Consider the following 25,882-nt stretch of genomic DNA (forward strand, 5'->3'; position numbering starts at 1 on the left):
TCGCTAGACTGTTGGGTTATTCTATTAACTTAAATGCCACCCCATCCAAAGCTGCTATCAAGAGTTTCACTGTTTTACTTCACAAAATATAAGGAGGTTGCTAAATGAGTGAGAAACCTCAATTTTCAGCTGGACAAGAGTTAAAAACTGATAGCGATATTCGTGATGCTATGTTAGTAAAAGAGCCTATTATGGTATATCAAGATCTTATGCGATTAAGACCTCCACTACCGATTATGGCATACAATGATGATATTATTAAAATTGCAGATGGAACTACCTTTCTTCGGAGGGTAACAAAATTCTACACTTTAAGTGATGAAGAAGCAGCAGTCTATAATTCAAGTTTAAAATAGAAGGAGGTGCGTTTTGCCTCTTTCTTTTTTTGTGAAAGACGGTTTTATCTACTATAGCCCCAATACTACCCTCATTTCATCTTTCATGACCGACTTATCCTTTTTGTACCCATCATCAAGTTGTTCAGCTATTTTATGTACATTAACTCGATGCTGCTTTTGAGATTTAAAGTTCAATTAATAAACTTGAGCTGGAATATAAAATAAAAAAGCCAATGTCTCGTGAACATTGACTTTTAGGGAAAGAATGATATGACTATACCCTATATAGGTTATGTTCCTTCACTGGATCTGGTGAAGGTTTTTTGTTATACAAAACGATACTCAAAAGCCTTTCTTGTATTGCAATTATGATCATTTTCTATATCTTTTTATTTGTTCATTATATTTATAGTCAARCATCTCTAATTTTTCATCTGTCGAATGATTCAAAGTTATGTCTTTAATTTTATGAAGCATGTCATCATGTCTTTGTTTCATTGTGAGATATAGAGTAGTAATCAATTCTTTATAAACCCATTCCACAATTCAAGAATCGCAAGTTTCTTAATTCCTAGTATATTTTGTAGCGATTAATCTCTTGGATAATCAATTTTCATGATATCCATAAATGAGATTTTTTCTGTCTCATCATTTTTTTGAACATGAACCTTTCCTGTTCTGGAATCTAAGAGCACAATCTGTCCACGAAGTGGCTCTTCCCTTCCCCAAACAGTCAAAAGTATAACCGACTTCTCCTGGAATGCTTCAGTTATTTGGTTGCCTATTTCCTCTAACACAAATTCATCTCGTGTTGGTCTTTTAGGTATTTTTGCTTTTGCCATCTTTATGCCTCCTGCTGTGTAATATAAAAATATGTAGATAGACTAATCATAAGTTTATACCAAATTTATATGAGATGATAGGTTCGTACATTGGTATTTTTTGAAGATGACTTTGATAAAGTTTAATCTCATTAACTGAACAATTAATATTTGGCTCTGAAGCAGCTGGTAAATATTCCTCGATTGAGGTTTTCAATGGTTCTTGCCCATTGTAACGACGAGCTACAGTTAAATGAGGATTAAATTCACGATTTTCTTTTGGAAATAACTTAGCTAAACTATCTTCTATTCTTTGGTGTAAGTTTCTAAGTGAATTTAGATCTCCACCCACACCAGCCCAAAGAATACTTGGTGAAGCTTGTGAACCAAATGTTCCCCACCCTTTTCCCTTTATTTCAAACGGATTTGAATTTTCTGCAACTTTTACTAATAATTTTTCTATCTTTTGCAATTGACCTATTGAGGTGTCACCTAAAAATTTCATTGTTATATGATAATCCTCTGGGTGTGTCCATTTTTGAAAAGGAAGGTTTGATTTGAGTAAAGTAGAATGTTCTGTCAATTGTTCACGCCATCTTTGATCGATAGGAATTGCAACGAACAAACGCATTGATTTAGTATTCATTTTATTAACACCCCTAAAAATAGTATCAATTCTAGTTTCCCCTAGAAATGAAGGGATTATTTATTTTCAAGGGTGGATTCTAACATGGGAGATCTGTACGGAGTATTTTCTCATACCTCTTTCTTTCGATAAAAGATCCGTAGTTATAGTATAGTTGTATATATAATATTTTAAACTAAATTTAATTTTTCACTTAATTGGAAAACTCTATTCCATCACCCCAGAAGACAACTTAAAGATCATCTCCATAACCTCCGTGTCCTCTTGAGTCTTAGCATAAAAACAATGTCTTCTCCAATTAAGTAATTCAATTGCACCGCTAATATCACCATTCAATGCCTTCTCATGAGCTTCATATACTTGCTCTACTGATGGAACTCGTTGATTCCTTCGATGAAATTGAACGTTTTTTGACACCTCTACTATCTTAAACATATAATCCACCTCTAACACCATAATACCAGTTAGAAAATGGATTTGAAACCTAAAAAAAATAAAATTGTAACTGCTCTTGATCAACTAAGGGAAAAGCTCTAAGGTTATCTCCCCATAGCTGTTTTGAAACTATAATCCCATGTCCTGAACACGTTCTCAAGGCTGCGTTTCTTCTTAATTAAAAATTCAAACTCGACACATCTAATATTTTATTTATTAATTTCATTGATTAGACATTATTATTTGTACCCCCATTTCGGTTACCAGTTCGCAGAGTCTGTTTATCTCCTAACGAAAAATAGCCCCTATTCCATCCTTATTATTGGATGATTTAGGGACTATTTGTTTCTCATTTATCTTCTTGATCCTAATGACTGTTCAGCAATTTGAATCAAACGTTTAGTGATATTGCCACCAATTGTACCTGCTTCACGAGTTGTCAGATTGCCATTATAACCTTCTGATAATTGAATCCCATGCTCTTGTGCAATCTCATATTTAAGTTGGTCTAGAGCCATTTGTGCTTGCGGAACAACCAATTGATTCGAACGACTTCTTCCCATTATACAATCACTCCTAAGCAAGATATGATTGTATTTTGTGGAGTTTATTGAATATTTATACATACATTTCCGACAATTTTTAGATCGATTTTTATCCGACTCAATAATAGTCACAATACTGGTCACAGACATCACAATCGAAGTCACAAAAACCAGTCACTTTAGAGTTTCACCGTATAATACAGTAGAACAAAGGACTATGAAAAATTGTAGAGTGCTTGAAACAACCTTGATAATGGTACATGCGGCTACATTTTTTTTGGCGTTGGCAGACCTAGTAATTCTAGCGCTTCATGCATCGTTTGCTTATACCGCTCAGTGATCCACAAGCGCAAGCTTCTCTTCGCACCGACCGATTTAAGTATAGGACAAGTCGCATAAAAGTGATTAAAAGTTGTCGATAGCTCATGCACATAAGTACATAGCTGATTCGGCGCCAATTCATTGACTGCTGCTTGAAGCGTCTCCGGCCAGTATGCGAGCTGTCTAATCAGGCTCTGCTCCTGGGCTTCAAGTTCATTAAAATCGATATCCTGTACAGGCAAAGATACTTCCTGCGCCTTCTCCAAAATACTGTGCGAACGAGCGTAGGAATAAAGTAAGTACACTCCCGTATTGCCTGACACTTCTGTTGCTTGCTCGAGATCAAATACGACTTCTGTCTGCAAATGGAAACGCAATAGATAGTACCGAATTGACGCTGCTGCTATTGCACGGCTTGAAATCCCTGCTTTGCGAGAACGCTTGGTATCGATGATAAGCGCCATTTTCTCTAAAAAATCTGCAATCTTTATTCCGATTCCCTGTCTCCCCGACATTGCGTATGCATGCTTCCCATCGGACGTATCGATGTTTAGCCCTTTCGCTGTTTGTGGACTGAGTGAGACGACACCATAACTAACATGTCTAAGCTGATTCGCTTGCTGCTCAAAGCCTAATGCTTGCAGAGCTTGCTTCACCATCGCTTGAGGATATTCCTGTCTTTGATCGATAACGTTTATGACTATATCAGCATGACCTATTGGTTTCTTTACGCCTTCCGCATGCGTCGACCAAAGACGATCAGCAAACTTTTTGTAACGAAAATCTTGCTCCAATAGCCCGAATTTCCAAAGATGATACGCAATATCTTTAGCCGTGTACGTTAAAATGCCATTCGAACGCACCAGTACCTTATCCGCGTGAAACTCCGATTGCTCCAAAGTGTCATTGTCAGCCTCACCTTCTGATTGCTTGAGTACCCAGCAGCCCTGAAGCTTTCMTTCCGTCTCTTGACGAAATATATCGGTTTTCTTCAGCAGCTCAAAGGCGCGTGACCAAAATCCTTCACGAACGATGCTGCTTTCCCATACCAAAACATCATAGCTGATGCCGAATTGCTGCATCTCCTCCACATGTTCACGTACGATTCTTTCTGCAATTAGCAGCCCCATCCATGAAAGATTTGAAAGCCCCTCCTCTAACTCAGCGAGTACGTTTGAACGCTCTTTAAGCAGTTGTGGCTGCTCCTTATACGCTTTGTTTATTTTCGAATAAGTCTCCCAGCAGAAATCGCCGAAACGTGAGTATGCTTGTTCAGTCGACGTGTGAAGAATACCGACTACCGTGTCCGCAAGCTGATTCCCTAGATCATCAATATAATTATGAACTTCGACCTGATGACCACTCTTTCTCAGCATTCTAGCCAAAGTATCGCCGATACAGGAATTACGTAAATGGCCAATATGAGCAGACTTATTTGGGTTAATTGACGTGTGCTCAATGAGCACCTTTTGTTTGACTTGCTTAGAAGCATACCTATTATTCTCTGAATATACAGCCCACTTTTGCCAATCGATATAAAGGTTAATAAACCCTGGCGGAGCTACTTCAATTTTGTAAAATAAAGCAACAATTTGTGAATGTACTTGCAGCTTCTCTTTGAACACATTAGCAAAAACAATTGGCGGTCTCTTTAAAATTTTCGCGAGCTGCATGGCGATGTTGCTGCTATAATCACCATGATCAGCATTAGCAGGATGCTCGACAGTAATCTTTAAATTATCAGGTCTTTGAACCCCCATTTCTTTCAGCAAGCTTTGTGTAATCTCTTCAATTACTTTTGTAATTTGTTCGTTAATCATAGAATGTCCCTCCTGTTTAGTGAAATAAAAAAAGGYCCTCGTCTCTAAATAAGAGACGAGAGCCGTGAAGATCCCGTGGTACCACTCTAAGTGTCAAGCCAATAAAATAAGCCTAACCCCTCGTTTTCGTAACGGTCATTGACCGGATTTGTCTACCTCTACCACTTCGACAAACCATTTCCTGGACCCGCTTCATTCCTGACATCCGTACCGGCTTACACTGACCCGGCTCGCTGTAACTATTCGTCATGAACTACTGTTCCATTCCTTAATGTTGTTGTATGAATATTCTGATATTTACCTTAAAAATATTTATACAGCAATTTGTGTTGGGTGTCAAGATTTGTAGGATAAAAGAAAAAATTCATATGACCTATTCCCCGTATGCTACCTCACCGGGCCATGCAAGCATACCGCCAGCTACATTAATTACTTTATAGCCATGGGAATGTAGAAAATCACATGCTTTTGTGCTGCGACCGCCGCTGCGGCAAATGACCACAATTTCTTGATCTCCCTGCTTAAGCTCATCTATCCGTTCCTGTAATTCTGATAATGGAATGTTACGAGCCTCGTTGATATGACCGGCTTGCCATTCATCTACTTCACGAACATCTACAAGATTAAGCTTTTGACCTTCTTTAAGCTGGTTTTCCAATTCATCTGTTGTTATTTCTGGATACATGTTATCATCCCTTCAAGCTTAGCGCGTTAATTTTATTGTTCGAATGCATTGTATCGCGTTGCCAAAGCATTGTCCATCTCGAGCATTTAACTTATAAGCAACAAAAAAATGAGTTAGCCTCACCCGCATGAAATCTTACTCATGGCGAGCGAAGCTTCCTCACTTTTCAAATATGAGTTAGAACCGAACAGCAGTGCCGCTCACAGCAACCATTAGCATACCTTCACGAACAACCTCATAATCAATATCAATCGCGACAATAGCATTTGCCCCTAGTTTCGCAGCTTGGTTTTTCATCTCATCAATCGCAACATCTCTTGCTTCCTTAAGCTTACTTTCGTATGCACCGGAACGTCCGCCGACGATATCTGTAATGGATGCAAAAAAGTCTCGAACAACGTTTGCACCCATGATCGCTTCACCTGTAACGACTCCAATATAGTCCTGAATAGGACGACCTTCAATTGTTGGTGTTGTAGTAATAAGCATAATTAAACTCCTCCCGCTTCAATAAAAGAAGCATCTAATTTCGTATTTCTTCTATATACGAGGGCGCAAACATAGATGTTTCAATTATTTTCTATCCAATTCATTGAGCTTTACGTTGATCAGTGTATCTGAATCGTCTTTGATTCGAATACTAACACGCACCCCAAATTCATGGGAATCCTGGCGCAATCTTAATTTAAACCTTTCCTCTGCTTGCCCGTCGCCTAACTTCTGTCTGCCTTCGTATTTATAATCGACAATGGAAGCATTTTGATATGCCTTTACTGTTTCCTCCATCGCAACCYTCCCCCACTTTGCATAGTTGGGTTCAGCGTGCTGGGCTACAGCTACAGCTTCCGATGCAACTACACCGGAATTGGTTAGGCTAAGGATGACAAAAGCAGCTTTTACGAAAAGATGACCTAGCATGTGATCACTCCTATTTACCTTCTAGATATAGCAAATAGGGTCACCCAATATGATCATTCCTATGCGTCTACGACGGGAGAGAACGATTCATTGATTTTTTTATAGATCGCAAGTAACTGATTCTGTTCTTCAAGCGACAACACTTTCATAATTTCCAACTGCATTTTAATTCCTTTTTCTTTCGCTTCTTTCAAAACCTCTTGTCCAGCGGGCACTATGGAATAGAGTATGGAACGACGGCTGTTTGGATCTATATCTCTTGAAATGTAATTGTTCGCGGTTAATTTATTTGTAATATTGGTAATGGCACCGGGAGTTAGTTCTAGTTTCTTTGCCAAATCTACGCCTCGCAGAGGTCCACACTTACTTAATTGGGACAGAACAATGATGGGCGTTATTCCCAAATCTATGCTAAAAGTACTATTCCATCGTTTCATTGAATGCCCATTAAATACTTCCATTGTGTGCACAAAATCAAACAAATCGATATCTTTTCCGCTCATTTTAAACCCCTTTTACAGGCTGCGTCATCTGATATTAAAAAACACCTTCATGTGACAATGCTGTTTTCAATTTCTTCTTCTCTTTCTTATCCAGCGCTAATGCTAACACGATCACACTAACAAGTCCAATTACAGCGAATATAGTAGCTGCGATAAATGAACTATTTATTCCGTGTAATAAACCATCTGATGCTATTTCACTTATCTGATTCGATGTCAGGTTTTCTTGACCCGTTTGCGCTATCTCCTTCGTAACAAATAGATCCGTTTGAGTTGTCATTATTGTAGTCATAATCACCGTTCCTATTGCGCCAGCAATGGCTTGAAGTGTGTTTTGCATCGCTGTACCATGCCCGTGCAATTCAGGCTGTAATGCATTCAATCCAGTTGTCATGAGTGGCATCGTTAGAAATGTAACACCAAATGAGCGCACCATATATATGATAACCATCAGTAAAATCCCTGTACCAAAAGTCAAATTCGTATAGAATACTGTCGATACTGTGAGGATGATTGCGCCCATAACGCCAATCCATTTCATGCCGTACCGATCATACATTCTACCAGCAATCGGCGACATAATAGCCATTACTATGCTGCCTGGTAAAAGGAATAGTCCTGATTCTAGTGCTGACATTCCTCTAATGTTTTGCAAATAGATAGGCAACAAAATCATTGAGGCATAAATAACTMCATTCACGAAGAAGCTAATAATAATAGATAATGTGTATTCGAATGATTTAAATATTTTCAAGTCGATCAAAGGCTTGTCGGTCGTAAGTTGGCGTATAACAAACCATACTAGTGAAATTACACCAATTATTAAAGATGCTAATACGGGCACACTCCCCCAGCCTTGTTTACCGGCTATGCTGAAGCCATATAAAACACCACCAAAACCTAATGAGGAGGAAATAACGCCGATAACATCGAGCTTCACTTTTTTTGGTTCAGAGACATTTTTTAATAAAAAGAAAGATGCAATCAATGCAATAATTGAAAATGGAAGAATAGCGTAAAAAATATAACGCCACGATAATTGAGTAACCAATAATCCAGAAAGAGTCGGGCCTACTGCAGGTGCAAACATAATCGCCACACCAACAATCCCCATCGCTGCCCCCCGCTTCTCCATTGGGAACAAGCGAAATACGACACTAATCAACAGCGGCATTACAATTCCCGCTCCAATTGCCTGCACTACACGACCTGCTAGCAGAATAGCAAAGGTAGGTGCTACACCACATAACAGGGTTCCTATTGTAAAAATAATCATTGCTGCAAAAAAGAGCTGACGTGTGGAGAACCGCGCCATTAGAAAGGCAGTCACCGGAATGAAGACACCATTAACGAGCATATAAAGCGTTATTAACCATTGCGCAGTAGACGTTTCCACACCAAATTCCTTGGATAAAATCGGCAACGCCACATTTAGTACCGTTTGATTTAAGATAGCAGCAATTGCCCCTATTAAAAGTACGGTTAAAATCGGACCAGTCCTTACATTTTCTTGTTTGTTCATCGACACTTGCTTCAAATCCCCTAACATCCATTTATTACGATTGTTTAGCGTTCAACCGTTTAGTGTTGAACAGTCTAACGTTGTACGTTTGGCTTGTCTACAACCTTTCTCTTTTTTTATTACTCTTGGAAAAGGTGCAGACCTCTACATCGCATTTTTACATGAGATTTGATTATTGAAAATGAAAAAAGAGCATCGTAAATAGGCGCGATGCTCTTTTTTTGAATTTTAGTGATCGAGTGTGTGGTGGCAATTCTATTACAGTATAGTGAAGTCTTGATTTGTCTTTATACGTCTTGATCACTTAACCTTCTGCAACAAATCAGTTAATATTTTTATACGATTACTATATAGAAGTTTTTTATTTATATCCCTTAATTCCTCTATATAAAGTTCTGTCTTAAGTATTATTTCAGTTTTCAATTCTTCTAAAGATATAACTACACCTTTCCAATCAGAATAAGTCATCTGATTAAATGTTGTTGTCACAATGTCACTTAACCACGATTTATTTTCATTGTCTATAAGGCTCACTTCTACATCAGCAGGTTCAACCTTAACGAATTGCAGCCATTTTATATAAGAATTAGTGTCACTAATTGCTACATAGTTATTGGTTCTTAACAATATGTATAGGTTTAGTAATCGTTCAAACCAATTTGTTATTGAATCAAATCCACGTTCATCATCTCCTAATGGTCTGGAATGATAGTATCCATAGGAGTGGCCTTTAAATACCATTTCAAAAAATCCCTGTAAATCACCTTCATCATCAAACTTTTTCACACTCCAAGAAGCTATTTCATCCATATTCATCACTATTCTATAATTTATATTAAACAATCTATATCCTCCATTTACATCCCGATCACCTTCATTTCCGATAAATTCCTCGAGCTCCTCTTCAATTTGTTTGTTTAGCAATTTAGATAGCTCAGATTCATCTTCGGGTTCGATATAACCCTCAAGCTCTTCTTCAATTTCTTCATCCGTACTCATATGATCTTCCTTTTCTTCAACGCCCAACTTTTCTTTTATTAAACTCAGGTCTTTGACAAATTGCTTATTCTTCTGATAAATACTAAATATCATCCCGAACATGATGGCCAATACAACAGGGATACCCAATGGGCCTAATACTAGGCTTAAAATAATGATTAATACTATTCCAATCAACGCACCGACAAGTGTCATTTTCACAACCCCTTTCATCTTTAGTTAATCTATATGCTTCATATACGTCATCATCCTCAACTTCCAATACGTATATCAAAATTAGAAGATACTGGTAAACCCAAAAAAAACTGCCCCTTCGGCCAATGACCGTTGGGACAGCTTCTGCTTCACATGATTTCTGCAGTATCTTGCTTAATCTTAGCTATATCGCTACAGCATCAATTATTTTGCAGTAACCACTTTATTTTTCTTCTTGCGATTAAGAAATTCGTAGACAACCGGTACGATAATCAGCGTGAGCAAGGTTGAGCTCGTCAAGCCGCCGATTACAGTAATCGCCATACCTTTGGAAATCAATCCGCCTGATTCAAATCCGAATGCTAGTGGAAGCAAAGCTCCTACCGTAGCAATTGCAGTCATCAAAATCGGACGAAGACGAGTACCCGCTGCTTCAAGTAGTGCTTCTCGTACGGATAACCCTTCATTTTCCTTATGAATAACTCGGTCTACGAGTACGATTGCATTTGTAACCACTATACCTATAAGCATGAGCGCACCAATCATTGCGGTAACACTAAGCGTTTCTCCAGCAATGAGTAGGCCTAACAGTGCTCCAATAACGGTGAACGGTAAGGAGAACAAGATCGCGAACGGTGTCAGTGCTCCGCCGAACGTAATAACAAGTACAAGATATACAACTGCAATGGCAGCCAGCATTGCAAGTCCTAGCTGTGTGAACGATTCTTGAATATCCTCTGTCACACCGCCCATTTCAACATCTACACCTGCTGGAAGAGTCATTTCGTCAACCATCTTTTGCAGCTCGGTAGATACTTTACCTACATCGGATGTGATAACATCAGCAGACACTTCTGCATAAACGCGATCATCACGTCTCGTAATGGTATTCGGTGATTCGCCTTCTTCAATCGTGACTACATCTTTAAGTGCCACTTCAACACCAGCAGGTGACATAAGCTTCACATTTTCCAGATCTGCTTTTTCCTTGTACGTCTTCGCTTCAACCTTCACGTAAACGTTGAATTGTTCGCCATCCTTCTCAATTGTTGTGATGAGAGGACGGTCACGTACTGGACTAAGCGCCATTGCAACTCGACCCGCTGTCAGACCAGTCATACTAAGCTTCTCTTGATCAACTACAATTCGATATTGATCATAGGTTTCAGCCAAGCTGGAATCAATATTTTTCAGGTTTTTGTTATCCGTAAGATTAGCTGTCAATTCATCCACTACGGGCTGAAGTGACTTCATATCTGAACCGTAAACGAGCATCGAGATGCCAGAACCGCCCATACCTCCGCCACTGAAATCCTGCTGCTTCCATTCCCCTTTGCCACCTAGCTCCTGCAGCAACGGTACGATTTTCTCTTTTTCAGCTGCGAAATCAGGAGAATCCTCCTCGTAGCTTAAATTGAATAACGCTTGTTTCGATGCGCCTGGGCTAAATGGATTACTTCCGCCAACTACATATTGAACAACGCTGATACCTTCACGCTCAAGCAGTTGTTTTTCAGCATCAAGAGCCATTTTCTGAACCTGCTCAAGCGTCTCGCCTGGAGCTGGATTATATGAAACGACCATCATTTTCTGTTCATCAGCAGGCATGAAACTAACACCAATTACAGGTATAAGGAACAAGCTTCCGACTAACATTACAACAGCTAAGCCAAATGCGATAAATTTATGATTTAATGACCAACGTAATACTCCTTTGTACCATTCAGCCATTTTTCCTGGTTTATCGTTATGTGCTTTACCAGGCTTCAAGCCTTTGCGGAACATCATATGCGCCAGCATAGGAACAATTGTAATCGCAACAACTAAAGAGGCTAATAGTGCAAATACAATCGTCAATGCGAACGGTAGGAATATTTCTCCAATCATGCCGGACACGAGACCAAGCGGTAAAAATACTGCTATGGTTACAATAGTTGATGCCAAGATTGGCATAAACATTTCACGTGTTGCATCAAGGATAAGTTCCTTGCCAGTGAGCTTCTCTGTCGAGAGCGCCATCCGCCTATACACGTTCTCAATTACGACAATGGAGTCATCAATTACGCGTCCAATAGCGACCGTCATCGCGCCGAGAGTCATAATATTCAACGTAATATCCATCTGACTTAAAATGAGTAGTGCGATTAAGATAGATAGCGGTATGGATACAACTGCAATAATCGTTGAACGAATATCACGTAAGAAGACCATAATAATCAGGATGGCGAACAATGCGCCAATTACCGCTTTACTTAACATCGTGTGAACGGAATCTTCGATCGGTTTACCTTGATCGAGTGTTGCTATGATAGACAAGCCTTCATTTTTTTGTTCCAGTTCCTTAATTTCATCCTTAGCGAGATTAACGACGTCTACTGTATTCGAATCGGCTGCTTTAACAATGTTCAAGCCAATTGCGTCTTTACCGTTCGTACGGGATATCGATTCTGCTTTACCAACGATGCTAAGATCAGCTACGTCACTTAGTTTAACCGTAGGTATGAGGATGAGGTTCTTCAGATCTTCCTCTGATGAAATATTACCATCTACAACGATCGCTTTCTCCGCTTCACCGAATTCGAAAATGCCAAGCGGCGCGTTGATCGCAGAAGCTTGAATCATTCCCTTCACCATGTCCTGCGTTAAACCGTATTGCTTCAGCTTATCTTCTTTGAAAACAAGCTCGCCTTCTCTCACATTTTGACCTGACATTTGAACGCTGGCTACACCCTCAAGCCCTTTCAAACGAGGTAAAACGCTTGATTCAACTAATTTTGTCAACTGCTCCAAATCCATATTATCGTTCGAAACGCTTAACGATAATACTGGAAAAGCATTCAGACTAATACGTGAAACGGCAGGGTCCTGAACTCCAACTGGAAACTTAAGCTCCGACAGAGCCTCTTTCACTTCAGTTGTAGCTTTTTCCATGTCCGTCTCGTAGTCATACTCAATTACAACCGATGATGCATTTTCATAAGATGTCGAGCTAACTACTTTAACTCCCATCAAGTTACGTGTACGCTGCTCAATGGGTTTAGTGATTTTTTCCATTATTTCTTCAGGAGCTGCTCCTGGATAGACGGTAGTTACACTAACAATTGGTATTGTAACATCCGGCAAGGTTTCCATCTTCATATTCATTCCTGAATAAAGTCCGGCAAATAATACGATCAAGGTTAAAATCCATAAAGCAAACTTATTATTTAGCGAAAACCGTATAATGCTTTTCAAAAATATCCACTCCCACTCATTTTTCTATCTATACTTTAAAACGATATCCCACGCCCCAAATCGTCTCAATATATTGAGGATTCGATGGGTCATGTTCAACCTTTTCACGCAGTCTACGAATGTGCACCGTTACCGTAGCTGCGTCGCCATTAGATTCAACCCCCCATATACGTTCAAATAATTCTTCCTTCTCGAACACACGGTTCGGATTAGAAGCAAGCAGCAAAAGTAGCTCGTATTCTTTCGCGGTAAGCATAGCTTCCTCTTCATGTATCATCACTCTGCGCGATGGCTTATCAATAAACAATCCGCGAATGCGAATTTGCTCACGCTGTTCTGTCTTGTCCCCCRTCAAACGTTCGTATCTTGCTAAATGTGCTTTCACTCTAGCTACTAGCTCACTCGGACTAAATGGCTTAGTCATATAATCATCTGCTCCAAGGCCGAGCCCCCTAATTTTATCGATGTCTTCCTTCTTAGCTGTTACCATAAGTACTGGAACGTTCATTTTCTGTCTAATCTGCCGGCAAATCTCAAAACCATCTACCTTAGGCAGCATCACATCTAAAATAATAAGATCAAACTGCCCTTCCAATGCTTTCTGTAAGCCGATGTCTCCTCGTCCTTCAATTTGAACCATAAAGCCGTAACTTTCCAAATAGTCACGCTCAAGCTCGGCAATTGATTTCTCATCTTCAATGATTAGAATGTTCTTCATGCTGATCCACCGTCTTGACTGGAGTCGATTTTGGTAGCTTCAAACAGAACCTTGCTCCGCCCTGCTCTCTATTTTCCGCCCAAACGACACCGCCGTGCCCTTCTATAATTTGTTTGACTATAGCTAGACCAAGACCGCTTCCACCTGTTTCCGAATTACGTGATTGCTCTGCGCGATAAAAACGCTCAAAAATATATGGCAGATCCTCTTCTTCAATACCAGGCCCTGTATCTTCAATTTCGATTCGTACATGTCCCTCTAGGTCAACTACTTTTACTAAAATCTCCTTAGTGCTCCTATCTGACTCCTGCCCCATATACTTCAAGCAATTGTTCAAAATATTCGATAGTACACGGCTGAGCTTATCCGGATCAGCAGCAATCATAAGGGATTTACCTTCTAAGTCGTTATAATACAGCTTTATATTAGACTTCTCTAAATCAAACCGCTGCTCGTCCAAGAAATGCTCCATGTATCGACTGATATCAATCACTTTAAAATCGAAAGCGACTGTCTGGAGATCCAGCTTGGAAAATAAAAACAATTCGTCAATTAACTGATCCATATCTGTTGCTTTACGATAGATCGTTTGCATATAGCGGTCTCGCTTCTCATCGGTATTAGCAATACCGTCCATAATTCCTTCAACATAGCCTTTAATAGCTGAAATTGGTGTTTTCAAATCATGTGAAATATGCGACAGCAGCATTTTTCGATTTTCTTCATACTGCAAGCTTTGATCGATTGAATACTTCAGCCTCACTCTCATTTCCTCGAAAGCCGTACTCAATTGACCGATTTCACCTTTGGACATTGTCACCACTTTATGGGATAGATTGCCGTCTTTAATTTGCAGCGCAGCAGCCTTCAACGTCTCAATGGGTCGAATGATACTGCGAGATACAAAGTAAGTCAGTAATAAGCTTGTTAGTCCGATAAATGCCAGACTAAAGGTTGCACTGATCGGTCTCCAATAAATGGGTACGACATCATTTCTTCTAAGTAATACAGCTCTACCCTCTCCACCATCAGGGTAGGTAAAGTCAATGGTATTCGTCTCGAATTGATACTGATTAAAATTTACTTTAAGTGGCGGCTCATTAAGCAGCTTCTGCCAGTTTTCACTTGGTGAGGTTTGCTGCAAAAATGGGGAAACTGACGTGATTACCCCTTCTCGTGCGATGACTAATCCTGCCCATACATCATCAAGTCTATCCTGCAATTCATTTACATACTCGGGCTTCTCAAGCTCGCCCGAATCGTTGCGAAGCACGTAGGATAGTTCACCGTATACTAATGCTTGAACGAAAGGCTCATTTTTTTCCTCATCAAAATAATGTCGAACATCTTGCTTCCCACCTGCGTAAAAAATGAACATCATAAAGACAGACATCAAAATTAAAGGGACAAAAACCATGGCCAAATAAGACATATACAGCTTCACTCGTATGGACAATTTACATTCACGCCTCACTGAAACATTCTATATAAGTCTAGGTTTTATAATAAAGGCTAATTCTAAACGAAAAGGTATCCAATTCTTACAGAATTATTAAGTTTACTGAAATTGTTGTTTCGGGCTGCAAATTACCGTACTTAAGAGTACAACAGCTGATAAGACCCATGTATAGATTACCCATAGAAGCAGTTCATTTACCATAAAATGCTGCGAAATTTTGTATAATGCTATAACTAGATACAAAACGAAGACAAATAAAATGCCTACCGCTAACCGATTTGATCGATAAGCCATTGTCAGCATAGCTGTTAAAAATATACCGAGGAAAAATGAGGTGATTGGAGCGACAACCCATATGCTGATTGAAAAATAATTCCCGCTTAATATTAGCTTGCTAAGAAGAAGAATCGAAGTGAAGCAAAGGATGAGCCAGCTCTGCCATTGATTATGACGAATAGACGAGGCAGCCCTTGACTTAACGTCAATTGTGCTTCGCCATTTTTTCCAATGGTACATAAAATATAGCCCAGGGATGAGTGCTCCAAGCACGGATAAGGATAACTGCAGGATATGATATACTTGGTCGCCCGCAATGTAGCTTTGCAGAATTGGCAGCCTTTGTACGAACCATCCACTGCCATGCGTCCAATTATCCATAAACAAATGAGATAAAAAACCAATCCATATCGATAAAACAAAAAAAGTCCACTCCAAGCCCGTAGACAACCGCCATGGTTGAATACGATGAGCAGTGAATTGATCAATATTTAGAACTGAAGGCAAAATACTTGGGAGTAATGGCTTTATGATCCGATGAAAAGCAAAGGCAAACGCGATACATGTTGGTAGACCAAGTAAAAAAAAGCCTGTTATATCATGACCAATCGAGCGATATGGCTGCATGGCAAAAAAATACTCAATATCTGGCGCCATGCTTCCGAGGACAAGTCCGGTTACACTCAAAGATGGAATTATTTTTTTGAGCGGTGCAGCAAATAAAGGATGTGAAAGTGTAAAGGGCATACGTTTATTACAGCTCCTTCTAGTTGTTCAAATCCCCGAATTTGGGGAGCGGCCATATCCGATATACGGCTTTTCCTTCAATACTCGATCTAGCGATCGGACCAAGTGCTCTGCTGTCCATGCTATGCTCACGATTGTCTCCCATAACAAATAGCTGGTCAGCTTGAACAGTAAACGGAATTTCGATATTGCCCGATAATGTTTGGCCTTTGACATATTGTTCATCTATCGCCTTACCATTTAAGTAAACAGCGCCATTTCTAATGTCGACTACATCACCAGGCAAAGCAATAACACGTTTAACGAGGCGTAAATCACTCTCCGGACCATTAATAATTACAATATCCCCATGCTTTGGCTCATGAAAACGATAGGACCACTTATCCTCAATTAAGCGTTGACCTTCGACAAGCGTATTTTGCATCGAAACATTATGTACCTCTGACTGCGCATAGACATACGTTTGAAATAACATCGCCACAATTACGGCAATTCCGAGTGAAACAACCCATTCCCGCACTTCACGAATCCACTTTTTCCCTGGCGGTCTCTCTGTTTTCAACGCAGTCACCTCTTCAACTATTTTTTAGAAGCTTTGTTAGACATTTAAAGGTCCATAACTTTATACGCGATTTAGTCGATAAAAGTTGCCACGAGGCTGCTAAATTTACAAGTGACAACTAACGCTGCTATACGATAAAGTGAGGATGAGAGGAGTTTTTGACAGTCATGAATCAAATATCGTCTTCACAACGGTTGTTATTTACCGTTGTCACTCTTTTATATTGGACTTCTATGTATGTGTATGTCCCTACTCTTTCCCCTTTTCTAAGCTCCAAAGGACTATCTTTGCAATTAATTGGTATCATTTTAGGTAGTTATGGCTTTATGCAAATGTTTGTCCGATTCCCGCTCGGTATACTATCGGATCGATGGGGTAAGCGTAAACCGTTTATTTTATTCGGTATGCTAACTGCCGCCATTAGCTGCTTATTATTTCTTATTCCAGGTTTGTGGGTTTGGCCGCTCGCAGGTAGACTGATGGCAGGTGTGTGTGCTTCAACCTGGGTCGCTTTTACTGTCATGTATGCAAGCTATTTTGGAGCAGACCAGACTGGCCGCGCCATGGGTAACATAAGCATGATGACGGTCTCAGGCCAAATGATTGGCATGCTGCTCAGCGGATGGCTTACGGATGGTTTTGGAGATACGGCTCCTTTCGCAACCGGTGCACTGATTGCAGGTATTGGACTGCTGCTCGCCATATTTTTGAAGGAGCCACGTTCCGAACAGCGGGCCCAGCCCGGCATGTCATTTGCTATGATTAAAAATGTCGTAAGAACAAAAACGCTGCTGCGAGTTTCTTTGCTCTCTATACTTGCACATGGTGTGCTATTTATTACGATGTTCGGCTTCACACCTCTTAAAGCTGAGGAAATGGGTTTTGGAGGAATCGGTTTGACGGTCCTTGTTTTTGCATTTATGCTGCCTCATGCTTTTGCATCTCTCGTCACCGCTAGGTGGTTCACGCCGCGCTACGGCAACTGGGGAACGATCGGGACTGGATTTGTACTTAGCGCTCTATGTACTATTTCGATGATCTATACACAATCGTTCAGTATGCTTATCGTAACGCAAGCGATTAACGGATTCGCTCAAGGTCTTCACTTGCCGCTGCTGCTCGGACTAGCTATTCGTGATGTAGAATTGCCTGGTCGTGCTACGGGTATGGGCTTGTATCAAGCGCTATATGCCATTGGCATGTTCTCTGGGCCTTTCCTCGCTGGATGGTTAAACGAGAGCTGGGGGTTAAATGGAGGGTTTTTATTCGGTTCCCTATTAGGTGCTGCTGCAGCTCTGTTGGTTTGGTACTTTGCTAGGCAAGATCATGCAACAACTAAAATTCGTTCGATGACCAGCAAGGAGGTTGGCAGATGAATCGACCTCAACTTATTCTTGATATTGGCGGCGTGCTCGCAACCAATTTATCGCCACACTTCTGGCAGCAACTTGCGTTTGAAGCAAGTGTATGTGAAGAAGAGATATATGCGGCTTACAAATCACAAAAAAGTCAGTTTCTATGGACTGGCGAGCTTTCAGAGGATCAGTTCTGGAGCTGGCTCAATGAACAAACGCCTTCCGTTTCTATAGAGCGTGTAAAAGTTATTCTTTCGTCGTGCTTGCAGCCGCTGCCTGCGCTCTCGAAGATTGCTGACTGGGGTTTAATTGCGGATACTCATTTATTAAGCAATCATCTTCCAACTTGGGTTGAACCTATAATTAACCCTATTAAAGATGTAGTAAAGAGTATAACTATTTCTAGTTCAGTTGGGTTACGCAAGCCGAATCCTGCGATTTATGAGCTCGTATCGCAACATTTACCAGAAGACGGATTTGTATTATTCATAGACGATCAAGATAAAAACTTACGGCAAGCAGCATTACACGGTTGGCGAACACTGCTTGCCGATGAGGATGGCCATTGGATTTCGAAAGTCGAGACTCTTTTACAACAGTATCTTGATTGAAAATAATAAGAAAAAGCTTACTAGAGCAATTCCGATCATTATGGCATCCGAAGCGCTGAAGTGAAGACGAAAGCCGTAAATAGGCTTTCGCTTCGCATTACCAAAGCCTCGCGGTGGTGTTTGTTTAACATTGCGGATTGCGGAGACATCAGAGTTTAAGCGGACTGAGAATACCTTATTTGCTCTAAAAGTCACAAGATGACTCGATTATTTGGAAATAACGTCCGTACAGTCCGCTCAACTACACAAATCGTCAAATTCGTAAAAATAAGGGCTCTACAGTCCGCTTAATTCGACCAACCCATAGAATTAGCGGAACCAAAGCATTTTGGGGGCCGGATAATGGTATGAGGTAAGCTGTAACGGTTGCCACAGCGGTTAATCGTAAAGAATAGTGTGTTGAAAACTCTAACGATTGCCATCGTCGCTATTTAAGTAAAATCACCAGAAGTTACGTCACAATAGCGAAATAGGCTCTACTGCAACCGTTAAAAATGAAAACTACACAAAATTAATGATATAAGCTCCATAGCAACCGTTAGAATTCTAGGGGCAGCCCACTAAGCAGACCGCTGAGATAGACTCCGACGCCGATAGCATGGATGGGGGTTGAGTATTGGTTCCAGTCGCTGTTTAAATCGTGTTATTGGATTAGATTTTGCGGTAATAACACGATTTAAAATGCTCCACATAAACTCTCCGCTCAATACTCACTCCCACTTCTATTCTACTTCGTTGTTGCCTGCCACAGATTTCTTTCATAACCGATCTTCAATACGGTATTCATTTCCATGAACATCATCCAACTAACCGTTTCTTGCTGAGCGAACGGTGATATCGACAAATAGCCCGTTAGACATTCCAAATTATCGAATATTACTTTATCTTTATCGCATCGATATGCCATATCTTGCTCAATGATCTATCTACATTTGGGTCATTTTATGGAATTTTGTGCTGTTGTTATGGCATAAAAATGTCATAACAACAGCAACGAGTCCTCCAATAGGGTAACCCCACAAAATCTATACTTTCTGATTAGTAAAAATAAAGCCACTGGCGAACGCCAGTGGCTCCTTCAATTCACTATTCATCTCACTATGTGGCGGTTGTGACCGCTTCCGGCTCAACTTCTTCTCCGGTTTTGGGCTTCGCCATATTGCGCTGGGCCATTATTAATTTATAATAAATACCTTGCTTATCCATCAATTCAGTATGTGTGCCTGTCTCAGCAACACAGCCTTTTTCCAGCACGAACAATCGATCAGCATTCCTGAGTGTAGATAGACGGTGTGCGATCGCGATCGTCGTACGGTTCTTCGTAACCCGCTGCAGTGCTTCTTGAATCGCCGTTTCGGTATCGATATCGAGCGACGCTGTTGCTTCATCCAGAATGAGTATGCGCGGATTGTTCAGCACGGCTCTCGCGATGGCAAGTCTTTGACGCTCACCACCAGATAGATTGTTGCCGTTTTCCTCCAGCTTCGTATCGTAGCCGTCCGGTAAATTGATGATAAAGTTATGACAGTTGGCAACTTTCGAGGACATAATGATTTCCTCCAACGTTGCTTCTGGCTTGGAATAACGAATGTTCTCCATAATTGTTCCACTGAATAGGAACGTCTCTTGCAAAACGACCCCGATCTGTGAACGCAATTCCTCCTGCTTTATCGTGCGGATATCGACGCCGTCAATCAGAATGGAGCCTTCGTTCACATCATAGAAACGAGAAACAAGATTGATCAATGTGGATTTACCTGAGCCTGAGTGACCTACCAAACCAATCATTTCCCCTTGCTTGATTTCAAAATTGATTTCCTTCAAGACGGGTTCATAGGATTTGTATCCAAAGGTGACATTCTCAAACTCAATCTTTCCAACAATTTGATGCTTCACTGAAACGTTGGTGTCCATAATCTCTGGCTGTTCATCGATGATCGAGAACACACGGTCAATGGAGATAACAGCGTTAGCGATCGTTCTTGGTAAATACATAAGCCACATGATCGGGCCATATATCATCGTCGCATAGCCGGTAAATTGGATGAGATCGCCCAACGTCATCATGTTCCCCATGATCATATTGCAGCCGACGAGCAATACTATATACTGTCCGATCTGAATCAAGTAGTTGGATATCGGCCAAAGAATACTGAACACTTTCTCGCTCTGATACGTTGCCGTTGCAAACTGGCTATTGTAATCATTGAACCTTGCAATTTCACGTGGTTCCTTACCGAACGATTTAACGACTCGAATGCCGCTCAATACGTCATGGAGAAAGGAACTGGCTTTATCATGAATACGCCACTGCCGGTGGAACACCTTCCTCAATACAAATCTCCATATGAATACTTGCAAATAGGCAACCAGTGGTGCGGGTACAATCACGATCAATGCGAGCTTCCAATCTGCACTAAACAACAAGATGCCGACCGAAATGAGCAAGACGAACTGGTAAATAGCGGTAGTCGTCAACTCTTGAATGAGCCCCCGGATGCGATCCGTATCCGAAGTGACTCGATTCATAACATCCCCCGCACGCTGAGAGTTCAGGAATCCGAGCGAAAGATTCTGGATTTTATCATATACCATCTTGCGCAAATCTGCGGCAATTCTAGAACTGGCACTTGCCATCAAACGTCCCCTGAATATACTGAGCACTTCGCCGACAATGAGACTGACCAACAAACCAATAATTGCAATTATGAAAATGTTTACATCAGCACTTTGCCCCTCCGGCGGTTGTAACGCAGAGTCCACAATCAATTTATGCAAGTAGGGCCCTATTAAGGATAAACCTGTTCCAATAAATAGTAGGATGACACCGGTGAGAAGGATTTTCCAGTGAGACTGCGACACAACAAACAGTCTTTTGATCGCAGCTGCCTTGTTCATACATTTCGGGCATAACCTTGTACCAGGAACAAGATGTCCCCCGCACTTGGCGCAGACGGGTTCAACTTCATCATTGTAAATACGTACTTGACTGTTCGTTGTCATGTAATTTAATATTTGCGCAATATATGCAAATCGAGCCACATGCTGCATCGAGATTCGCACAATAATTCGCTTACCACTGTCGGTCGAAGCTTCTAGTACAGCATTACCGATTAGAGGAACAATCTTATACTCTGTACCTTCATCGATCGAGCAGCTTTCTTTCACTTCACCTTGTTCAACGTAAGCCCATTTCTTCTCTCCGATGACGAAATATCCAGGAGTTCTTCGCCCAACCAGCGAAACATCGGCAGGCACACTATATAGGATATTTTCTCCGACAGCAAGCTGCGCTGCTCTTAGATCCTGCTCTGTAAGTTCAAAATTTAAATTCATAAAGCCCTTCCCTCCTCGTTATTCGAGGAATCCCATGTCTACATGCACATTTCTACATGCACATTTCGACCATGCGATATTCTTTATCCGTTAACCGGTCCATGCTGGGGATAATAAACCTATTTCCATCCACATCGTTTATGAGCAGTCTTTTCTCCGACACCAGCTTCACATTCCCGCCGCCGCCTCGTACTGTAAAGCGACAAACGCCAGCGGTTGTTTCCGCATCCCAATACGAATAACCAAACTCTTCGTGAATTTTCACAACCTTCGTAATCTCCGGTGAAAAATACCTTATTTGAATTTGCTCCTCAAGCAATGAGACAATATCCTTTGGAAAATCATCTAGGTTCTGAATGATTCCGATTTCCTTATTCTCAATGTTTCGAACGGATACATAGATACGTTTACTCGTGTGCGGGAATGAGCAATGCAGATACACTACCGGATGCTCCTCATCCTCTACCTTCACCGAGAGCATATTCCCTGCTGTTTTGGTAAACACAGTCGTATCCTGCGTTAAATATCGAATCTTTGCAGCATCGGAGAGGTCGGTTGCATCCTTAACTTCCTGCTCACTGTTCACTTGTTCAGCTGTTAATTCCACTCTACACCACCTCTTTCATCTTCAGCGCCTCATCATGCTTCTTTACTAAGCCGTTGTAGACGCCTTCTTTGGCCATCAGTTCCTCATGTGTTCCGTCTTCGACCACTTTACCGGCATCCATCACAATCAAATAATCGGCATTGCGCAATGTTGACAAACGGTGAGCAATCGCAATGGTCGTTCTGCCTTTAATCAGTGATTCCAGCGCCTCTTGGATTTGCAGTTCTGTTTCCGTATCGAGTGAAGCTGTCGCTTCATCCAATATCAAAATGCGTGGATTATGCAGAATTGCTCGTGCAATCGACAATCTTTGTTTCTCGCCGCCGGATAAATTGTGCCCGCCCGTACCGACGATCGTATCGTAGCCATCAGGCAGCATCTCAATAAAGTCGTGAGCTTTCGCAATTTTGGCAGCATGGATGATGTCACTCACTGTACAATCCGGATTTGCATAAGCAATGTTCTCGGCTATCGTTCCAATGAACACATAGATCTCCTGCGAAACGATCCCGATATTCTTGCGTAACGAATCTGTCGATAAATCCTTGATATTGATGCCGTCAATCTTGATTTCCCCTTCTCCCACATCGTGCAAACGTGAAATGAGGTTAACGAGTGTTGACTTGCCAGCCCCTGAATGTCCGACAACCCCAATCATTTGACCCGGTTTCGCGTGCATGGAGACGTTCTTCAGAACGGCCTTATTTGGCTCATATCCGTAGGTGATGTTTTCTACGTCAATTTGGCCTTGAATCGTAGCTAGCTTGATCGCATCCTGCTTCTCTACGATATCGGGTACAGCATCTTGAATTTCAAAAATCCGTTGCGCCGCTGACATACAATTGGACCACCAATGAATAATGTTGCTCATGAATTGTATAGGTCCGTATAGAAGATACATATAATTGACGAAGGTCATAATTTGACCAAACGTCAAATCGCCATCCATTACCTTCCAGCCACCATAAAGCCAGATCAAGACGCCGCCAATCTGCGTCAGGATTGATAAAATTGGAAATACGGTGCTACTCATTTTGTTAAATTTCTGTTCAGCATCGGAGAAAGCCGAATTGGATTTCTGGAACCGTGCTATCTCTACCTTTTCTTTACCAAAGGCTTTCACCACACGTGTTCCACGTATCGTATCGCTAAGAATGTTGTTCATTGCGCTTGATCTGCGATGTCTTCTCCAGGATAACCGCCATAACCTAGGAAATACGACGCGGACAATGTAGAAAACAATAGGCAGTGGAAGAAAACATATTAATGTAAGCTTCCAATCCATGAACAGCATTATCGTTGTGATCCCAACAATATTCATTGCATTGACAACGAAGAATGATATGCCATCCGTGAAAAAAAACTGTAGATCCATTGCATCATTATTTACACGGGTCATAAGTTGACCGGTTTGCTTCTTCTGGAAAAATTGCAACGATAACCGCTGCATCGATGAAAAAACACTCGATTTCAAGTCGAAAGCAACCTTCGCAGCCAGCTTCGCATTGATTAGTCCATAAAAAATACCAAACAGTAGCGTCACTGTTCTGAATATAACAATAAGCAGAATTACTAGACCAATTTTCCCAGCAAAGTTCCCGGTATTGTTCAATGCCTGGTCAAATAACACAGTTCCTTGTAAATAAGGAATGACCAGTCCTGTTGCCGAGTTCAACAACATGAACAATACGATAAAAAACAATGACCATTTGTATTTCATTGCAAAGCCTAAGAGTCGTGTGAATATCGCATGCTTCTTCATGCACTTCGGGCAAATTGACCTGCCTTCCTCGGGGTAAATCATCCCACATTTCGGGCAAGATGCCTTTTCCTGATGATCCTCCAATTCTTGTTGCTCAATTTCTTCATTCTTCTTCAGCTTGTTAAAAATCATTACAAACTTCGCCGCTCTACTCATATGCCCGTTGGTGAATGCTGCAACGATTCTTTCTTCCTTCTCCTTGATGACCATCATCCCGGAAGCAACCAGATTTACGATGGAAGCGGATTCAATGCTCTCGATGGACAATACTTCAATATTCATCCTGTCCGTGTAAATTCGACTCGGAAGCACATTCACTTTCACTTTCTCAGGCAAAATGAAGCCTTTGAACGTTTTTTCCTTGACATGCTGCTGATCGTCGGTGAGGATGAGAAGCTGATCCCGACTCAGGATCAAATACGAATCCTGGTACGCACCGCTTGGGCTTCGATCGCAGACTACGCTAAAAACCACGTCTTCCTTGCTCATTCCGTGCTTCTCTTGAAGCAACATGAATATTTCATTCGGCAATTTGTTCATCGTCTCTCCAAACATTTTTTTCGTATTTTTGTCTTTCAACGGGTACTATTATATAACAATATTTACCACTGGAGATAGTACTTTCTGAATATATTTCCCAAGTCAAAATTCCTCCTTAAGATTGATACTATTGTGCCTGCATCGCGTACATCTCTGCGTATCGCCCACCGTGTTCCATCAACTCAGCGTGATTTCCTTCCTCGACGATATGTCCTACTTCTAATAGAAGAATGCGATCTGCTAATCGAGCTGACCGATAAATCAATCCCCTTCATATCGATAAATTTGCCGACTATCATGCTGTACTGCTCTTGCAATTCCTGTATGAATGCATGCGCTCCACTATGCTCAGCGGCTTGTTGTATAGCCCCATCATCATTCAAGCTGCTCAACTGACCGAATCCAATATTCTCGCGAATCGTGAACTCATACCTCATGAATTGTTGAAATATAGCGGTCACCTGGGAATGCCACCAACTGAGATGAAGCTACTGAAGATCAATTCCGTTTATCGTTATGCGTCCTTCATTAGGCTTGTATAAACCTAACAACAGTTTGACGAGCGTGCTTTTGCCTGCACCATTTTCACCGACAATGGCAATGCACTCACCTGGTTGAATATGGACATCGATATGGGATAACACTTGTCGGCTCGTTTCTGAATCGCCAGGGTACGCAAAAGAAACATCATCCTATAACTAAAGAAACTACCGTTGCAATTGAGAAAACTGATTGGAAACGAGGTTGCTTTTCATCGCTTTGTGGCATCGTTACAGTAGATTGTAAAAATGAGGATCTTCGAACCGTTCCCAGCTTAAAGATAGTGCCTTCTTATAAAATAGAGCATTAAACCGTTGCTGAATCCGTTCATTTAATTGCGCAGCAACATATCGTTGAAACGTATCCATGAACACAAACCAATGGAGT

25 protein-coding genes and 1 other annotated feature are annotated in these 25,882 nt (G+C 41.1%); of the genes, 3 read left to right on the top strand and 22 right to left on the bottom strand.

Translation table 11 applies throughout. The annotated features are described in order from the left end of the window. The first annotated feature begins 104 nt into the window (after window positions 1–104). The gene (locus AC1DWN_RS03410) at window positions 105–356 is read left to right on the top strand and encodes a hypothetical protein (protein ID WP_477557537.1); all 252 of its coding nucleotides are present in this window, start codon (window positions 105–107) and stop codon (window positions 354–356) included. 572 nt (window positions 357–928) lie between these two features. Here AC1DWN_RS03410 and AC1DWN_RS03415 read toward each other — a convergent pair. The 16 genes from AC1DWN_RS03415 to lepB all read right to left on the bottom strand — a co-directional run bounded on the left by AC1DWN_RS03415 (window position 929) and on the right by lepB (window position 16,744). After that, a complete protein-coding gene (locus AC1DWN_RS03415) occupies window positions 929–1,180 on the bottom strand; it encodes a YolD-like family protein (RefSeq protein WP_477557538.1) in 252 nt (83 codons plus the stop codon). 46 nt (window positions 1,181–1,226) lie between these two features. Continuing rightward, on the bottom strand, window positions 1,227–1,805 hold the full coding sequence (gene thpR, locus AC1DWN_RS03420; protein WP_477557539.1) for an RNA 2',3'-cyclic phosphodiesterase: 579 nt from the start codon (window positions 1,803–1,805) through the stop codon (window positions 1,227–1,229). Between the two features lie 207 nt (window positions 1,806–2,012). Further along, window positions 2,013–2,240 (bottom strand): hypothetical protein, encoded by a 228-nt coding sequence (locus tag AC1DWN_RS03425; RefSeq protein WP_477557540.1) that lies wholly within the window; start codon window positions 2,238–2,240, stop codon window positions 2,013–2,015. 353 nt (window positions 2,241–2,593) lie between these two features. Further along, a complete protein-coding gene (locus AC1DWN_RS03430; RefSeq protein ID WP_477557541.1) occupies window positions 2,594–2,803 on the bottom strand; it encodes a small, acid-soluble spore protein, alpha/beta type in 210 nt (69 codons plus the stop codon). A 248-nt stretch (window positions 2,804–3,051) separates the two neighbouring features. After that, window positions 3,052–4,926 (bottom strand): arginine--tRNA ligase, encoded by a 1,875-nt coding sequence (locus AC1DWN_RS03435; RefSeq protein WP_477557542.1) that lies wholly within the window; start codon window positions 4,924–4,926, stop codon window positions 3,052–3,054. Window positions 4,927–4,974: 48 nt separating this feature from the next. Next, window positions 4,975–5,204 (bottom strand) — a binding site (T-box leader). A 95-nt stretch (window positions 5,205–5,299) separates the two neighbouring features. Continuing rightward, window positions 5,300–5,611 (bottom strand): rhodanese-like domain-containing protein, encoded by a 312-nt coding sequence (locus tag AC1DWN_RS03440; RefSeq protein ID WP_477557543.1) that lies wholly within the window; start codon window positions 5,609–5,611, stop codon window positions 5,300–5,302. 177 nt (window positions 5,612–5,788) lie between these two features. Then, window positions 5,789–6,100, bottom strand: coding sequence for a YbjQ family protein (locus tag AC1DWN_RS03445; RefSeq protein WP_477557544.1), 312 nt, complete (start codon window positions 6,098–6,100; stop codon window positions 5,789–5,791). 84 nt (window positions 6,101–6,184) lie between these two features. Next, on the bottom strand, window positions 6,185–6,529 hold the full coding sequence (locus tag AC1DWN_RS03450) for a DUF3889 domain-containing protein (protein WP_477557545.1): 345 nt from the start codon (window positions 6,527–6,529) through the stop codon (window positions 6,185–6,187). Between the two features lie 59 nt (window positions 6,530–6,588). Continuing rightward, the gene (locus AC1DWN_RS03455) at window positions 6,589–7,032 is read right to left on the bottom strand and encodes a MarR family winged helix-turn-helix transcriptional regulator (RefSeq protein WP_477557546.1); all 444 of its coding nucleotides are present in this window, start codon (window positions 7,030–7,032) and stop codon (window positions 6,589–6,591) included. Between the two features lie 34 nt (window positions 7,033–7,066). After that, on the bottom strand, window positions 7,067–8,554 hold the full coding sequence (locus tag AC1DWN_RS03460) for a DHA2 family efflux MFS transporter permease subunit (protein WP_477557581.1): 1,488 nt from the start codon (window positions 8,552–8,554) through the stop codon (window positions 7,067–7,069). Between the two features lie 300 nt (window positions 8,555–8,854). After that, window positions 8,855–9,748: a hypothetical protein gene (locus AC1DWN_RS03465; protein WP_477557547.1), complete on the bottom strand. Its 894-nt coding sequence runs from the start codon at window positions 9,746–9,748 to the stop codon at window positions 8,855–8,857. 204 nt (window positions 9,749–9,952) lie between these two features. After that, window positions 9,953–12,982: an efflux RND transporter permease subunit gene (locus AC1DWN_RS03470; RefSeq protein WP_477557548.1), complete on the bottom strand. Its 3,030-nt coding sequence runs from the start codon at window positions 12,980–12,982 to the stop codon at window positions 9,953–9,955. A gap of 28 nt (window positions 12,983–13,010) precedes the next feature. Further along, window positions 13,011–13,700, bottom strand: a complete 690-nt coding sequence (locus tag AC1DWN_RS03475; protein ID WP_477557549.1) for a response regulator transcription factor — start codon at window positions 13,698–13,700, stop codon at window positions 13,011–13,013. Further along, window positions 13,678–15,156: a sensor histidine kinase gene (locus AC1DWN_RS03480; protein WP_477557550.1), complete on the bottom strand. Its 1,479-nt coding sequence runs from the start codon at window positions 15,154–15,156 to the stop codon at window positions 13,678–13,680. Before AC1DWN_RS03480 ends, AC1DWN_RS03475 begins: the two co-directional genes overlap by 23 nt. A 102-nt stretch (window positions 15,157–15,258) precedes the next feature. After that, window positions 15,259–16,182 carry a DUF4184 family protein gene (locus AC1DWN_RS03485; protein WP_477557551.1) on the bottom strand — a complete coding sequence of 308 codons (924 nt, stop codon included), beginning with the start codon at window positions 16,180–16,182 and terminating at the stop codon, window positions 15,259–15,261. A 19-nt stretch (window positions 16,183–16,201) separates the two neighbouring features. Beyond that, window positions 16,202–16,744 carry a signal peptidase I gene (gene lepB / locus AC1DWN_RS03490; RefSeq protein ID WP_477557552.1) on the bottom strand — a complete coding sequence of 181 codons (543 nt, stop codon included), beginning with the start codon at window positions 16,742–16,744 and terminating at the stop codon, window positions 16,202–16,204. Between the two features lie 167 nt (window positions 16,745–16,911). On the opposite strand from lepB, the gene AC1DWN_RS03495 reads away from it, so the two are divergent. Together AC1DWN_RS03495 and AC1DWN_RS03500 are read left to right on the top strand one after the other, a co-directional pair. Continuing rightward, a complete protein-coding gene (locus tag AC1DWN_RS03495) occupies window positions 16,912–18,120 on the top strand; it encodes an MFS transporter (RefSeq protein ID WP_477557553.1) in 1,209 nt (402 codons plus the stop codon). Further along, the gene (locus AC1DWN_RS03500) at window positions 18,117–18,710 is read left to right on the top strand and encodes an HAD family hydrolase (RefSeq protein WP_477557554.1); all 594 of its coding nucleotides are present in this window, start codon (window positions 18,117–18,119) and stop codon (window positions 18,708–18,710) included. Before AC1DWN_RS03495 ends, AC1DWN_RS03500 begins: the two co-directional genes overlap by 4 nt. A gap of 727 nt (window positions 18,711–19,437) precedes the next feature. On the opposite strand, the gene AC1DWN_RS03505 is transcribed toward AC1DWN_RS03500, so the two are convergent. The 6 genes from AC1DWN_RS03505 to AC1DWN_RS03530 all read right to left on the bottom strand — a co-directional run bounded on the left by AC1DWN_RS03505 (window position 19,438) and on the right by AC1DWN_RS03530 (window position 25,599). Then, the gene (locus AC1DWN_RS03505) at window positions 19,438–19,617 is read right to left on the bottom strand and encodes a hypothetical protein (RefSeq protein ID WP_477557555.1); all 180 of its coding nucleotides are present in this window, start codon (window positions 19,615–19,617) and stop codon (window positions 19,438–19,440) included. 191 nt (window positions 19,618–19,808) lie between these two features. Further along, on the bottom strand, window positions 19,809–22,046 hold the full coding sequence (locus AC1DWN_RS03510; protein ID WP_477557556.1) for an ABC transporter ATP-binding protein: 2,238 nt from the start codon (window positions 22,044–22,046) through the stop codon (window positions 19,809–19,811). A gap of 52 nt (window positions 22,047–22,098) precedes the next feature. After that, window positions 22,099–22,653 (bottom strand): DUF1854 domain-containing protein, encoded by a 555-nt coding sequence (locus AC1DWN_RS03515; protein ID WP_477557557.1) that lies wholly within the window; start codon window positions 22,651–22,653, stop codon window positions 22,099–22,101. Window position 22,654: 1 nt separating this feature from the next. After that, window positions 22,655–24,955, bottom strand: coding sequence for an ABC transporter ATP-binding protein (locus AC1DWN_RS03520; RefSeq protein ID WP_477557558.1), 2,301 nt, complete (start codon window positions 24,953–24,955; stop codon window positions 22,655–22,657). A 182-nt stretch (window positions 24,956–25,137) separates the two neighbouring features. After that, window positions 25,138–25,416: a hypothetical protein gene (locus AC1DWN_RS03525; RefSeq protein WP_477557559.1), complete on the bottom strand. Its 279-nt coding sequence runs from the start codon at window positions 25,414–25,416 to the stop codon at window positions 25,138–25,140. Window positions 25,417–25,443: 27 nt separating this feature from the next. Continuing rightward, complete coding sequence (locus AC1DWN_RS03530) at window positions 25,444–25,599, bottom strand: ATP-binding cassette domain-containing protein (RefSeq protein ID WP_477557560.1); 156 nt, start codon at window positions 25,597–25,599, stop codon at window positions 25,444–25,446. Between the last annotated feature and the right edge of the window lie 283 nt (window positions 25,600–25,882).

Source organism: Paenibacillus sp. P4_A7 (assembly GCF_056402455.1).